The 13740-nt window shown below is 58.7% G+C and carries 15 protein-coding genes; 10 read left to right on the top strand and 5 right to left on the bottom strand.

The genetic code is table 11. From position 1 onward, the window contains the following. Positions 1–67: 67 nt before the first annotated feature. From ACYVGC_RS22910 to ACYVGC_RS22890, 5 genes are all read left to right on the top strand, one after another. On the top strand, positions 68–1678 hold the full coding sequence (locus ACYVGC_RS22910) for a sensor histidine kinase (protein ID WP_460586169.1): 1611 nt from the start codon (positions 68–70) through the stop codon (positions 1676–1678). After that, positions 1656–2708 carry a response regulator gene (locus ACYVGC_RS22905; protein ID WP_460586168.1) on the top strand — a complete coding sequence of 351 codons (1053 nt, stop codon included), beginning with the start codon at positions 1656–1658 and terminating at the stop codon, positions 2706–2708. Before ACYVGC_RS22910 ends, ACYVGC_RS22905 begins: the two co-directional genes overlap by 23 nt. Positions 2709–3454: 746 nt before the next feature. Beyond that, the gene (locus tag ACYVGC_RS22900) at positions 3455–3739 is read left to right on the top strand and encodes a hypothetical protein (RefSeq protein ID WP_460586167.1); all 285 of its coding nucleotides are present in this window, start codon (positions 3455–3457) and stop codon (positions 3737–3739) included. Positions 3740–3765: 26 nt separating this feature from the next. Continuing rightward, a complete protein-coding gene (locus ACYVGC_RS22895; protein WP_460586166.1) occupies positions 3766–4089 on the top strand; it encodes a transposase in 324 nt (107 codons plus the stop codon). Positions 4090–4111: 22 nt separating this feature from the next. Further along, entirely contained in the window at positions 4112–4405 is a 294-nt protein-coding gene (locus ACYVGC_RS22890; protein ID WP_460586165.1) for an IS1 family transposase, read from the top strand. A 93-nt stretch (positions 4406–4498) separates the two neighbouring features. Here the strand turns inward: ACYVGC_RS22890 and ACYVGC_RS22885 are convergent, their stop codons facing one another. The 3 genes from ACYVGC_RS22885 to ACYVGC_RS22875 all read right to left on the bottom strand — a co-directional run bounded on the left by ACYVGC_RS22885 (position 4499) and on the right by ACYVGC_RS22875 (position 7047). After that, positions 4499–5536 carry a hypothetical protein gene (locus ACYVGC_RS22885; protein WP_460586164.1) on the bottom strand — a complete coding sequence of 346 codons (1038 nt, stop codon included), beginning with the start codon at positions 5534–5536 and terminating at the stop codon, positions 4499–4501. A 150-nt stretch (positions 5537–5686) separates the two neighbouring features. Then, the gene (locus ACYVGC_RS22880; protein WP_460586163.1) at positions 5687–6559 is read right to left on the bottom strand and encodes a hypothetical protein; all 873 of its coding nucleotides are present in this window, start codon (positions 6557–6559) and stop codon (positions 5687–5689) included. A 338-nt stretch (positions 6560–6897) separates the two neighbouring features. Beyond that, positions 6898–7047, bottom strand: coding sequence for a hypothetical protein (locus ACYVGC_RS22875; protein WP_460586162.1), 150 nt, complete (start codon positions 7045–7047; stop codon positions 6898–6900). Between the two features lie 325 nt (positions 7048–7372). On the opposite strand from ACYVGC_RS22875, the gene ACYVGC_RS22870 reads away from it, so the two are divergent. The 5 genes from ACYVGC_RS22870 (at position 7373) to ACYVGC_RS22850 (ending at position 12455) form a co-directional block, all read left to right on the top strand. Further along, entirely contained in the window at positions 7373–8908 is a 1536-nt protein-coding gene (locus tag ACYVGC_RS22870; protein WP_460586161.1) for a serine hydrolase domain-containing protein, read from the top strand. 1004 nt (positions 8909–9912) lie between these two features. Continuing rightward, positions 9913–10461, top strand: a complete 549-nt coding sequence (locus ACYVGC_RS22865) for a hypothetical protein (RefSeq protein WP_460586160.1) — start codon at positions 9913–9915, stop codon at positions 10459–10461. Then, a complete protein-coding gene (locus ACYVGC_RS22860) occupies positions 10454–10879 on the top strand; it encodes a hypothetical protein (protein ID WP_460586159.1) in 426 nt (141 codons plus the stop codon). Before ACYVGC_RS22865 ends, ACYVGC_RS22860 begins: the two co-directional genes overlap by 8 nt. Before the next feature lie 5 nt (positions 10880–10884). After that, complete coding sequence (locus tag ACYVGC_RS22855; protein WP_460586158.1) at positions 10885–11070, top strand: hypothetical protein; 186 nt, start codon at positions 10885–10887, stop codon at positions 11068–11070. 377 nt (positions 11071–11447) lie between these two features. Continuing rightward, positions 11448–12455, top strand: a complete 1008-nt coding sequence (locus ACYVGC_RS22850) for a site-specific integrase (RefSeq protein ID WP_460586157.1) — start codon at positions 11448–11450, stop codon at positions 12453–12455. 85 nt (positions 12456–12540) lie between these two features. On the opposite strand, the gene ACYVGC_RS22845 is transcribed toward ACYVGC_RS22850, so the two are convergent. Together ACYVGC_RS22845 and ACYVGC_RS22840 are read right to left on the bottom strand one after the other, a co-directional pair. Beyond that, complete coding sequence (locus ACYVGC_RS22845; protein WP_460586156.1) at positions 12541–12753, bottom strand: integrase core domain-containing protein; 213 nt, start codon at positions 12751–12753, stop codon at positions 12541–12543. Further along, complete coding sequence (locus ACYVGC_RS22840; RefSeq protein ID WP_460586155.1) at positions 12680–13336, bottom strand: IS3 family transposase; 657 nt, start codon at positions 13334–13336, stop codon at positions 12680–12682. Before ACYVGC_RS22840 ends, ACYVGC_RS22845 begins: the two co-directional genes overlap by 74 nt. Between the last annotated feature and the right edge of the window lie 404 nt (positions 13337–13740).

Here is a 13740-nt window from a genome sequence, read left to right as displayed (position 1 = left end):
CAGGTTTTGCTGCCTCATTAAGGTCGACCTTTGTCGGATATCCTGCCCTAGCCCGCCCCGCCTACCCATGCTGCCCGTTCCCTACACCCCCGCGCTCGCCAACCTGCTCTACACGCACTCGCGCGAGTTTGTGGGCATCTATGATGTGGCCCTCGGGTGGTTTACGCAGGTGAATCCGGCGGCGGTGCAGCTGCTGGGCTACACCTCGGAAACCGAGTTTCTGGCCGACCCCGACCACTCGCTGCGCTCCCCACCCTGGACCACCGACGAGTGGCGTACCCTCTGCGAACTGACCCAGCGTGAGGGACACCACGAGCAGGAGGCCGCCATCCGGCGCCACACCGGCGAGCCAGTGCAGGCCTACCTGCGGCTCACCTATTTTGAGGCAGAGGGCCAGCCCGCGCTGCTGGTGTGCATGGCCGCGCAGAGCCCCATCCAGCGGGCCGAGCGGGCGCTGGCCCACAGCGTGCGCCGCTTTGAGGCCGTGTTTACCAACGCCACCATCGGCATCATCGTCTGCGACAGGAGTGGCATCATGGTGTCGGCCAATGGCTTAGCCGGCGAACTGTTTGGTTACTCGCAGGCCACGCTGCTGGGCCAGCGCATCGAGATGCTGGTGCCCGATGCCGCTGGTCTCCACCACGAGCAGCTGCGCGCCTCCTTCAACCACGACCCGCAGGTGCGCAGCATGGGCGCGCACCGCGCCTTGGATGGCCAACGCCAGGACGGCTCAGTCTTTCCGGTCGAGGTGAGCCTGAGCTACTTCTACCTCGATGAAGAGCTCTACGTGGTGGCCTACATCCTGGATACGACGGTGAAGCACGCCGCTGAGCAGGAACTGCTTACCCAGCAGCAGCACGTTATTCGCCTCAACGCCGACCTGGAGCAGAAAGTGGCCGACCGCACCCACGCCCTGCTCAGCACCCTGGAGCAACTCGAAAAGCGCGGCCAGGAACTGACCCTGGCTCTGGCCGCCGAGCAGGAGCTGGGCGAGCTCAAGTCGCGCTTCGTGAGCATGGCCTCGCACGAGTTTCGCACCCCGCTCACGGCGGTGCTCACCTCGGCCACGCTCATCGGCAAGTACCCCGGCGGCGACCAGCAGCCTCAGCGCCTGCGGCACCTCGACCGCATCCACACCTCCGTCAACCACCTGAATGCCATTCTGGAAGAGTTTCTCTCCGTGGGCCGCATCGAGGAGGGTAAGGTTGAAACTCACTCCGCCACCTTTGACCTGAACACGCTGCTGACCGAAACCCTAGCCGATGTGCAGAGCCTGCGCAAGCCCGGCCAAACCATCGTGCGCCAAGTGGCCTGCCCCGACCCGTTTCGGCTCGACTCGTCACTGCTGCGCAAGATTTTGGTGAATTTGCTCTCGAATGCCCTCAAGTATTCGGGCGAAAACTCGGTGGTGACCGTGCAGGCCGCTTGCCGTGATAGCCAGCTAGTGGTCAGTGTGGCCGACCAGGGCGTGGGCATTTCGCCCGAAGACCAGGCCCACCTGTTCGAGCGCTTTTTTCGGGCGCGCAACGTCAGCACCGTGCCCGGCACTGGACTGGGGCTCTACATCATCGCCCGCTATCTGGAGCTAATGGGCGGCACGATTGATTTGCAAAGCACGCTGAGCCAGGGTACTACCGTCACCGTCACCATTCCCTATGAAATCGATTCTGCTGATTGAGGACGATGCGTTTATCCGCGAAAACACCGCCGAGCTGCTCACCCTGGCCGGCTACGCCGTGCAAGCCGCCGAAAACGGCAAGCTCGGGGTCGAACACGCGCTGGCCGAAAAGCCCGACTTGGTTATCTGCGACATTATGATGCCGGTGCTCGACGGCTACGGGGTGCTGCACATTTTCAACCAAAACCCGCAGCTCGCGGGCGTGCCGTTCATCTTTCTCACCGCCAAAACCGAGCGCACCGACCAGCGCCGCGGCATGGAGCTGGGGGCCGACGACTACCTCACCAAGCCCTTCAGCGAGACGGAGCTGCTGAGCGCCATTAGCGGCCGGCTGGCCCGCTTCCAGCACCTCAAGCCCGACTACGACCTGCGCGCCAGCGGCCTAGGGGAGTTCTTGGACGATGCCCGCGCCGTGGGCCAGCTCGAAGGCCTCTCGGCCGACCGCCGCGCCCACGCCGTGCGCCGCAAGCAGGACATCTACCACGAGGGCGACGAGCCGGCGCGCGTCTACTTCGTGCAAGCCGGCCGGGTAAAAACCGTGAAAACCACTGACGGCGGCAAGGAGCTGATAACCGGCCTCTACGGCCCCGGCGAGTTTTTCGGCTACCTGGCCCTGCTGGAGCACACCGCCCACGGCGATTCGGCCGTGGCCCTAGACGATGCCGAGCTGGTCTACATTCCGGCCGATGACTTTCGGCAATTATTGCTGCGCAATGCGGCTGTGGGCCAGCAGTTTATCCGCCTGCTGGCGGGCCGCGTGCGCGAGCGCGAGCAGCAGTTATTGGCCATGGCCTACGACTCCATCCGCCGCCGCGTGGCCGACACCCTGCTGCACCTGCACGCCCAAACCAGCGACGACCCGGCCGCTAGCATCCAGCTCACGCGCGATGACATGGCCGCCATGGTGGGCACGGCCCCCGAATCGCTCATCCGCACCCTGAGCGAGTTCAACCAAAACGGTTTGATTGAACTGACGCCCAAGAACATCCGGGTGTTGCAGCCCGAGAAGCTGCGCCGGGCGCACTGGTAGGAACTGCGCCCAGCCAACAAGCCTGCCTTTGACTCTTGAGCAACCCCCATATGGCTACTACGAATACTCCCAAGCGTAGTCTCTTCGCGGTACCTCGGCCTAGCCGGCCAACGCTGCCGGAGCAAGACGTAACTGCCGAGTTGAATTATTATCGCCAAGCGGACCAGTGCGCAGTGACGTTTGCTGACCAACTGCTCTGGCAGCGCAAACAAGTGCTCTACGAGGCACTGTCGTCCAAGAAGGCCTTTCCTGGCCGCTACGATTCCTCTTTGTTCGCCCGCTATCTGCTGGAGCGGCATGGTCACTCCGTGCATCATTACATGGCTCGGCACCTAAGCCCGGCAACGTGGGGCTGGTGGTTTGCCCAGGCGGACTTTCTGGACCCTTGCTGTCCGGTTTAGTTTGTCTACTTCAATAACCAAGCTATGTGGTAAGCCTGGGCAAGCTTGCGGTTGAGTGGAGAATGCGGCCAATCCACTTGCGTCTTTTCTAGAAACCTGAGCAGGCTCCATGGGTTCGAGGGGCCCTTTTTAGGCGCCGTTCGTGTACCGGAGCGGCACCTCAGACCCTATTTCTGACCATTGGTCAAGTATTCGCCAGGCGTTTGGGAGGGGCCGCTAGTTTCGTCGCGTCGAACCCCTAGCTGACGCTGTTCCGGCAATGGCCTGGTAGCATCGGGAGGGACGTGGCTCCGGTGAAGAGCCCCCGTTAGTTTCGGCTTTCTGCTAACCCTTAATCCCCTCCCGATGGCCGCGCAAGACGAAGAAGTACCCACTCCGCCCGCTCCCTTACATCTAAGCTCGGTACCCACGCCCAATAGCAATATCGGGGCGCAGAATTTGCGAGCCAAACCCGACCAGTACATCCTATACCAGCTTCGACTAAACCAGGCTAACCCCAACCAAGCGGCCCTCATTCCGGCCCTCCAGGCCGATGCCCAGCTCCTGCATTCCTTCAACGACACCGTATCAAGCGTCTTTACCACAACCAAGCTGCCCGGTGCCGAGGACAAATTTTTGGCGGTGGTCTAGCCTCATGTGCATAGCGTATTGGCGATATGATAATCACGGTTCACTTGTGCGGGCGCTGTTCAAGTGAGCATGTTCGCAAAAATGGCAGCAATAGCGGACGAGCCAAATACCAATGCACCGCTTGCGGCTACCAGGGCTACTTGCAGCCGGCAGCCCCGGCACGGGCGGCCAGCTACGCGCAAGTGGAAAAGCTGCTGGCTGAGCGCAACTCGCAGCGCAGTACCGTGCGAGCCACCGGCGTTTCGCGCATGACCGTGGCTAAACTGGCAAAAAAAAGCTGCGCAAGCGTCCCCGGCCCTACCGCGCCTGCGACCCAAAAAAGCCCAACGCAAGCGCTGGGAAGTGCTTGAACTTGATGAAATGTGGACGTTTATGGGCCGCAAACGGCGAAAAGTGTGGCTGTGGCTGGCCTTGGAGAGGGCCAGCCGGCGCATCGTGGCCTGGGTGCTGGGCACCCCCGGCACGGCCACCTGCCGCCGGCTCTGGGCCGCGTTGCCGGCCCGCTACCGTTGCCACTGCTGGTACCATACCGACGAGTGGCCGGCCTACGCCGCCGTGCTACCGCTGTACGCGTACCGGCGTGACGAGGCCGGCCAAACTAACGTGGTCGAAGCCCTCAACTGCTCCTTGCGCCAGCGCTACGGTGTACTCGTGCGCAAATTCTGATTCGTTCAGCAAGTCATTGAGCATGCACCACGCCCGCATCAAAATCGTCATTGACCAGCATAACGCGTCAATCACATTATTTTAGACCACTGCCTAATTTTTAACAATATTTTTCAATTCTGCATCAAATAGTCTCGCAAATTCTCTGCTGGGTAAAATAGAACTTTGGTCCTGTGCGTCGGCAGCCAGTTTATACCCCCACGCGGTGGCTGCCTTTCTTTGGGTAGGAGTACCATGGTGCTCTTTAAGCGCAAACACGCAATCACCAAGATTAGAAAACACCTCCCCGGCTCGTTGCACACGCTGCAACGGCAGAACTGCTCCCCGGGCGTGCGTGAGGAAGTACGCGGCGTACGCATCGGCCATTAGCTCGGTGCGGCGGCTACCTTCCGGGGCTAGTGGGATAGCATAATCTTTTATACCTAAATTGTACTGAATGTGGTGCGCAAACTCATGGGCCAGAATAGCTTGCGGAGCAATATCGCCGTACCCAATCGCATCAAAAGCCTGCAAAAGGCCATCACCAAAAACAATTTTATCCTGAATTTGACCAACAACAGGATAGTTTTTTTCCTGGTGGGCATAGCCATTGAAAGTAAAAAAAGGATGATTCCCATTAAGGTACTCCGGATAGGTTTTCAGTAAAGTGGTTATCGAGTCAGCGTAGTAATTAGCCTTTACATCACTGTATCGATATTCGGCCTTATACATTATAAAAATTTTATTCCGGTCCTGCAGCGCGGCACTATGCGCTGCGACTAGAATGATGTTGTCCGACTTAGTGTCCCAAAAACGCTTCAGGTCTTCAAAGCCTTTAGTTAACTGGACGGTGTATTCCCCCTTAACCCCATAATATTGGTTTGCAGAACTGTTTTCAAAAAACACGGAAAGAAAAATAGCCATCTTGGCCACCTCCTCACTAGTAAGAATTTTATTGGCCGCTGGACTCCAACCAGCAAATTGCTTACCAAGCCAGAGATTGACAGGCGTGACAACATTGCAGGGAGTTGGCTCCACTTTATCTAAAATCGGGTTAATCGGGCTAGTCGGACCATCCATTTCTTTTTCACAACTGAGAAACAGAATCGAAGAGAAAGCAGCAACTGCTGCAAACAATTTGAGATTTTTCATGAAATTTGTTGTGAAGTGAATAAAAAAGCACATGGTAGCCGCTCCGGTGTAGCGGGAGCACCAAATTCACGGCGCGCGGCAAAGAATGAGCCGGCGTGGCAGTTGCTACGACAGCGCCTAGGCCCTCACTAACTTGTTGGATTGGCTGAATTACCGGCCTTTTTTACCGAAAGGGGTACGCTTAATCAGGTAATCCAAGGAACCTGAATACGAATCTGCTTCGTTGCCAAACGCGTTTTTAGACTTGGCGTAATACGAGCTTCCTTGGTCGGTATAGATAGTTAGGGCAACCTTGGTCTCGTAATTTATGGAGGTGATGGCACTAGTACTCGTTACAGCCGTGCCCGTCGCTTTTTTGTCCCGGTTATTTTTATCCCGGTTTTGTTTCTCTTTATCCTTGTAAGTGGTTACGGCGCTCCCGGTACTACTAGTGCCTTTGTTCATTATATCCGCTTTGCTAAATACGACATACTCCACCCCGAGCACGGCAGCCAACTCCTCAGGGTCGACGACGGCGGGGTCATTCATGTCGATTTTGCTTTTTGCTAACAGCCTATTCGTAGTTAGCGGGTCCTGAACGAGTACGCTGGACGTGTTTTTACGAAAAGAGCTGGCACAATCAGCTTGCAATTGCTTGCCCATCTGGCCGGATTCAAACCCGGAATCATTGGTGACAAACTGGAAAGGCAATACCGCTAGCTTGTTTTTATGGTCCGTCGCACTTGCAGCAGACCGGGCAGGCTGTGCGGCTTGAGATGCGGCAGTTGGTGGGGCCTCATTGATTACCTCAAAGCGCCCGGTAGCAAATTGAATTTTGCTGATTTCTTCTTTTTTCAGCTCGTACTCGAGCTCCTCCCCGGCATGCTTGAACTTGACGGTAGTTGCTTGAACTACAATTACTTTTCCCTCTTTTTTTGTTCCGTTCAGCATGATGACCGCATCAGTTTTGCTTTGCGCAAAGCCATTGGTTACAATTCCATTGAACAGCAGTAACATGACTGATAGAATATAAATACGTTTCATGATTTAACGGACTGGTTAACTTGAACATTGGTTTTGCAAGCAAGTAGGGTAGTCTTAAGCATCTCCTTTGATTACCTCACTTGCGGTTGAGGTGGCCGTAAAGCCCGAGCCGGCAGTTTTTGCCAGGTTTTGTTATCGTTTGGTTGTTTTAGCAGTTCCCTGCGGCTCGTACGGCCGCAGGATTGGCAGATGAAGCGTTGCTTGCCGTTCAGCATAAATTCCTGTTAGCGCAGCGGCAAGGAGGACCCTTACGCTTGCTTCCTTAGCCGGCGGCCAAGCTGCGGCGGCAGGGCGGCGTCGGACGATGAGCAGACAGCAACTACTGAGTTGGCAGTTGCTTAGCCAGTGAATACTTGCGGTTCAAGTAGCGAATCGCGGCGAACGTGCAGCAGCACCAGCCGCGCCCCAAACGGTTGGGCCAGAGTGGTAGCGTAGTCGAGGGCCTCGCGGCCCGAAAAGTCAGTGAGCAGAAGCGGCGAGATGGACACAAGGCAGCACGTAACTTAGCAGCAGGCTCTTCCACAAAGGACTGGGTGACGAGCAGCACCCGACATGCGCAATGTCATGCGCCCAGCGTGACTTTCATTATGTAGCCGGCCCGGCTGAACACTTAGAAGCTATCCAAATAGGTTGGAAAAGAACAGTCATGCTGACGACCTATTCGGATAGGCTCTTAGAAGCTTCTTTGTCTAGTTATTCATTGTGGACCTAGCCGACTCAGCCATTATCTATCTGCTAGGGAGCCACTACTGGAAGAGCTGGCTGTATTTATTGGCTCGACATTAGCGGTGCTTTTCTATGAGCGTCAACGATATGCTTCCTTCTCCCACCCGGCGGGATGTCCTGCGCACCCTCCTTTCCGCCTCGATTGGCGGCGTGCTACCCGCTGTTGGTGCACCCGGGCACCGTTCTTTTGCTTTTAAGCCGGGCGGCAAACAACCTGATTTTGGGCCGATACGCGCCCACATTCAGCACGCGATTGCGCAAGAAGAAGCGACGGGCGTGGCGGTGGCGGTTATCGATGGCGGACGCAGTGTGTGGCAGGAGGGCTTCGGTTGGGCCAATCGGTCCAAGGGCGTGAAGGCAACGCCGCGTACCCCCTTTTGCCTGGCTTCGCTCACCAAGCCGTTTACCACCACATTGCTGATGACCTTGGTGGCGGAAGGAAAACTGGCCCTGGACGAGCCCGCCAACACGTACCTGCGGCAGAGTCCGCTGGTGGGCACCAACGGGCCGGTGGCAGGGGCCACTGTGCGCCGCCTGGGGGGCCACGCCAGCGGGCTGCCGCCGATGTTCCAGCAATACTTTCAGACGGAAGCGGCCCTGGCACCCACCCCGGAGGCGCTGTTGCACGCCTATGGCGAGTTAGCCTTTCCACCCGGCCTGTGCTACGAGTACAGCAACCTGGGTTTTGCCGCCCTGGAGGCCATTGCGGCCCGCGTGACAGGCACGGATTTCGGGACGCTGCTGACGCGCCGCGTGCTGCAGCCGCTGGGGATGCACGACAGTTTTTTTGGGCCTCAAACTACCCCATTGCCCGCCCGGGCGGTGGGCTACGACGAGCGGGGCCAGCCGATTCCGTTCTATACCACGGCCACGCCCAGTTCGGGCGAGCTGTACGCCAGCGTGCACGACCTGGCCCGGTTTGCGCAGTTTACGATGAAGTGCCCGGCCCCGGGCCAAGCCCGTATTCTGGCGGACCGCTGGCTCGACGAGCTCCTCCAGCCGGTGCTGAAGGGGCGCGCCGACGTGGCTCCGACCTTCGGCTGGAACGTCGGGCACCTGCCGTCGGGCACGCCCGTGCTCCTCAAAAACGGCGGCCAACCGGGCGTAGCGGCGCTGATGTACCTGGTCCCTTCACGCCAGCTCGCGTGCCTGGTCCTCACCAATCGCTCGAACGGCCGCGCCCTCGCCGAGCAGGTGTGCAACCAAGTGCTGGCCAGCTACCTGCCCGACTGGCAGCCGCTGCCGGAAACGGCCGACCTGCCGCCCACACCGTTTGTGCTGACCAGCGACTTTGGGGGGCCGTGGCAGGGCACGCTCACGGATGGCGGGGCCGCCATGCCGGTGCGGCTGCACCTGGCGGCGAGCCAGTCGGCCACGCTGGCGCTGGGCAGTCACCCCGCCGCACCGATTACGGACATGCAGCAAGAAGGCCTCGCCTTTACGGGGACCACCACCGGGCTGATTGAGGCCCCGGATGCGCTACGCCATGCGGCGACCACCTTGAAAATTAAAGTAATTCCTCATGAGGGCAAGCTGGTGGGCCGGCTGCTCGCCGTGGGCAACAAGCCAGGCTTCGCGCCCTACGCGCTGCTGCCCTACGTGCTCACCTTGCATCGGCCGTAGGCGTAGCCTGACTCGCCGAACACCTTTAATAGAGGTCGCATGAGCGTTTGAGCAGAAAACCCCGCTAAAGAAATACAGTCAACTGTAAAGACCTAACAGCCACAGAGTATTAAGTTTATGAGGAAAGGGCAGGAGTTGCTAGCTGTCCTATTTCCTATAATCTTTTGCGAGCCTTAAGCGCTGGCTGATTTTGGGAAGGCTCCGCAGCCTTCATGCGAGTGGCTTCTGCTAATGCAAGCAGCTTAGCGGGGGTTTCTGCTCGAACTCTAGTGAGACCCCGGTGACAAGGAAAAGCTGGTAGAATTTATGAGCCAGGAAATTACCCAGCACCGCTAGCCAGCGCCCTTGTGGGCTTACCTTCCAGCGCGCGGAGCGCACTAAAAAGCCATTGACTAAACCGAGGTCATCGCGAAGTCGGTATGCCTACTCGTCTGAGCAGTTTTGGACAACGCAGGTTCCAGTTTAGCACAGATGATGTTAGTTCCCAACTCCTGGCGCATGTACGGAGGGTATCTTCTACTAGTAATGCGAGCAGTGGCCTCGAAAGCCGGGCTGGCAGAACCCCACTGCATGAGCCAATCGTGAGCCAATTCAGTTAGTGCAAAAAGTGCTTATACAGCGCTCATTCAGCGAATTATCGTTGGGCAACGGCTCTTGGTGAGCCCATCATGAGCCCATTAACCGGTACTCCGTCCTAGCCTCGCGAGTCCCGGTTTTCCGCCGGTAGCCACCCCGCGCTAACTCGCCTAATTAACGCGTGGCCGTAAGCATGCTTAGCCCTGCTGCTGTTGCACAATGGAGTTTGCCGCCGTGCCAACCAGCGTGATAGTAGCACTGGCACCAGGTCCGGGAGCACGCCCTGCTGTTACCAGTAAGCCGACGTGTGCTCGGCAAAGGCTACCATAAATCCAGAAGCCTCAAAGTAGAAGCGCGGGGCCACAAGCCGACGGTCTCGGCTTCTTCAGCTACTGGGTGCTATATTCGCAATACGCGAATTGAAAATCATGCGCAAATTCAATGGTCTCCGCCCCCAGGATGTGGTACTGCTGCTCAAGCTGATTGCCAACCTCCAACGGGCTTGGCTAGGCAAGGACTTAGCTCGAGCATTGCACCTAAGTGCCTCGGAAGTGTCGGAAGCCCTCGCCCGTTGCCGCTTTAGTCGGCTACTGGCGGCGGACCCGCACGCGCTGGTTGTGCAGCGCCACGCCCTACTCGACTTTCTTTTTTACGGTTTGCCCTATGCGTTTGCCGTCCAGCTGGGCGCGCCGGCCCGGGGGCTAGCCACGGGAGCCAGTGCCCCGCCGCTGCGTCAGACGTTCGGCCCCGAACCGGCTTACGTGTGGCCGGGGGCCGCTGGCAGTCAGTGGGGCGTAGCCGTCGAGCCGCTCTATGCCCAAGCCCCCGCCGCGGCGCAACAGGATGCGCAACTCTACGGCCTGCTCGCCCTCACCGATGCCCTGCGCCTGGGGCGGCCGCAGGAGGTGAACCTCGCGCGCCAACTACTGGAGCAGCAGATTATGGCCGATTCTTTAGCCCCAGTTCCCAATGCCTAGCGACTCCCTCAACTTACCCCGGCTCATGGCCGTGGCTTACGCACTCGGGCCCTTGCGCGAGCGCGTCGTCTTAGTGGGTGGGGCCGTGGTTAACCTCTACAGCACCACGCCGGCTAGCCCGCCGGAGCCCCGCGTCACGGAGGACGTGGATTGCCTTGTCGAAGTCGCCCCGCGCCCAGCCTTTTACCAGTTGGAGGAAGAGTTGCGCACCCTGCGCTTCGTCAACGATGTGGCCTCGGGCGTGATTTGTCGCTGGACCCACCAGGGGCTAACCGTCGATATGATGCCCACCGACCCCGCTATCCTGGGCTTCGGCAACCCGTGGTACGCAGTCGGCTTTGCCCAGGCGATGCCCTATACGCTGCCAGATAACTCGACCATTCGGCTGCTGCGGTGTATTTCCTGTGCACCAAGCTAGTTGCCTTGCGGGACCGCGGCTGGGGTAAGCTACGCCTGAGCCAGGATTTAGAAGACATCGTGCACCTGGTTGCTAACCGACTAGAGCTACAAGCCGAGCTAAGCCAGGCAGACCCCAGCGCGCGGGGCTATGCCCAGCAGCAGTTGCAAGAACTACTGGCTCACCCCGCTTTTGCCGAAGCCCTATCCTGAACAGTGCCCTATGGGGCGGATTACACCTACCAGGCGGCGCTTCACCAGCGGCTGCGGGAGTTGGCTATCGGCAGCTAAAGCGGTGGGCGTTCAGCGCAAGTACTAAGTGGCTTTCCTGCGGCAAGCTTACTTTTTTACGAAGCTTGCTAGAACTACTATTCAAATCCTGAGACAACAGCGACAGTTTAGCCTAAAAGCCAGCGCCGACAAATTGATAGACCTACTGTGACTAGGCTTAAGAAGGGACGAGCCGAACTAACTTATCGCAACTTTTCGTTTTCAAACTTAGGTACCATAACTGTTCATTATCGGACCTAAGTTTTTTGTACCTTTAGAGCGCATTTGCAACCAGTAGATTTTGCAATTGCAAAAAACAGATGGCCCCGACAGGAAAAAAGAACCTACCGGCCGTGACCGGCGACCTACCGGCGCTGGCGCTGGCCAACGACCTGGCCGGCCAAGTCGCGCCGAACGTCGGGCGCTACCTGACCCTTGGCCTCGAAGGTGCAGAAAATACTCGGCTCGCATACTCGGCCGACTTGCGGAGTTACGAAGCGTTCTGTGCCGAGCATGAGTTCACACCCTGGCCCGCGGCCGTAGCCACGCTCGCCAGCTACGTGGCGCACCTGGCTGACATCCCGCGTAAGCTGGCCACCATCAACCGGCACCTGGCTGCCATCGAAAAAAACCATCAGCTGCTCGGGCTGCCTTCGGCCATCAGCGCGCCGGCCCTAGACGTGCTGCGCAAGGGTGTGGCCCGCGTGGTGGGTAAAAAGCAGAAGCAGGCGCCGGCGTTTTCGGTGGCCCACTTAAAAAAATGCATTGCCGAGCTTGACTTGAATAGGCCCGAGGGTGTACGCGCGCGCGCACTCCTTTTAATAGGCTTCACCGGCGCCTTCCGCCGCTCCGAGCTGGTGGGCCTAAATTTGGAGCACATTGAGCTGACCGATGCGGCGCTGATTCTGAGTTTGCCCAAAAGCAAGACCAATCAGGCCGGGGAGTTGGAGCAAAAAGCCGTTTTTTACGCCTCCAATCCGCTTTTCTGCCCCATTCGGGCCTATAAGGCGTGGGTAGAATTGCTGGGCGGGCGCACTGCAGGGCCAGTATTCGTGTCGCTGGCGCGGGGCAAAACCGGCGAAGCGGGCACGCCCTCGCGCCGCCGGCTATCCGACCGCCGCGTGAATCTGCTTGTAAAGGAGCATTTGGGCGAGAAGTATTCGGCCCACTCGTTGCGGGCTTCCTTCATCACCACGGCCAAGCTCAACGGACAGTCCAATGAGTTTATCAAAAATCAGACGAAGCAGAAGACTGATGCCATGATTAGCCGCTACTCCCGGCTTGATGATATTATCGCCTATAATGCGGCGCACTCGCTAGGTCTATAGCCTGGGTCTCCTATTGATATCAAATGGTAGGCTGTACTACTCCCCAAAAACTGGACAGTTTAGCGGGGTTTGTTAAGTAATATGGTTATGCTTGGGTGAATGAGGGTTGTGCGAAGACCTGGGCGGGCGTTTGGCCTCCCAGGCTTTGGTGGGGTCGGCGGTGATTGTAGTAGGTAAAATAAGCCCGCAATTGGTGGTGCAGGTGGTGACCATCGTTGGCGGGGTTAAGTAAGCTCCCATTTGACGGTGCGCCACAGGCGTTCGATAAAGGCGTTATCGGTGGCGCGGCCCCGGCCATCGCGGCTAATGCGGCAGCCGGCGGCTAGCAGGGCCTGTTCGTAGGCCAGGCTGGTAAACTGGCTGCCCTGGTTGGAATTAAAGATATGCGGAGCCGGGGCCACGCGCAAGGCCTCGGTCAGGGTCTGGGTCTGGAGGCAGAAGCACACGTCAAGCGAGTTAGAGAGCTGCCAGCTCAGTACGTAGCGCGAGTGCCAGTCGAGCACGGCGGCTAGGTAAAGAAAGCCCTTGGCCATGGGCACGTAGGTAATGTCGGTGCTCCACACCTCGTTAGGGGCCGTGGCCGGGCGGTCCCGCAACAGGCATGGATAGGGGATAACACCTTGACCAGCAATAGTTAAACGCGGTTTGGGATAGACCGGTTCGTGGCCTATCAAGCGGACGAGCCGGCGCACACGCTTGGCGTTGACGGCGTGGCCCGCCAGGCGCAAATGGTCGCGCAAGCCGAGCACACCTTTGAAATTGTGCTGCGTAAACTCCTCGTCGAGCAGGCGCATCAGCTCTAGGTTATACGCACTCTCCCCGCAGGGCTGGTAGTAGAAACTGCTGCGCGCCAAGCCCAGGGCTTGGCAGCGGGCCAGCACCGAATGACCGGGGTCGGGCTAGGCAACCAGGGCGCGTTGCTGGGCTACTGACATGGCCCCAGCGTTTTTTTTAGCAGCGCGTTCTCCATCTGCAGCCGGCCGATGGCGGCGTACAGGGGCTCCACATCCGGCGCTGCCGCGACGGGCGCGGACGCTTCGACAAAGACCTTGGCAGCCTGCTGGCGCAACTGCAGCTCCCAGCGACTGATTTGGCCACAGCCAGTTGGTAGTGGGCGGCCAACTCGGCCAGAGGCTGGCGCTCGGTGAGCGCGGCCAGGGCTACTTCGGCTTTGAACTCGGCCGTGTAGCGACGGCGGGTGCGTTTGGGAGTTGACCTCCTCCCAGTAAACTAGGCCAATCTAAAGTAGAGAAATCAGGCACTTGTCGTACCTTAAAATCCCAGA

The organism is Hymenobacter arcticus (assembly GCF_054779975.1).
This window is presented reverse-complemented; position numbering and strand designations above follow the sequence as displayed.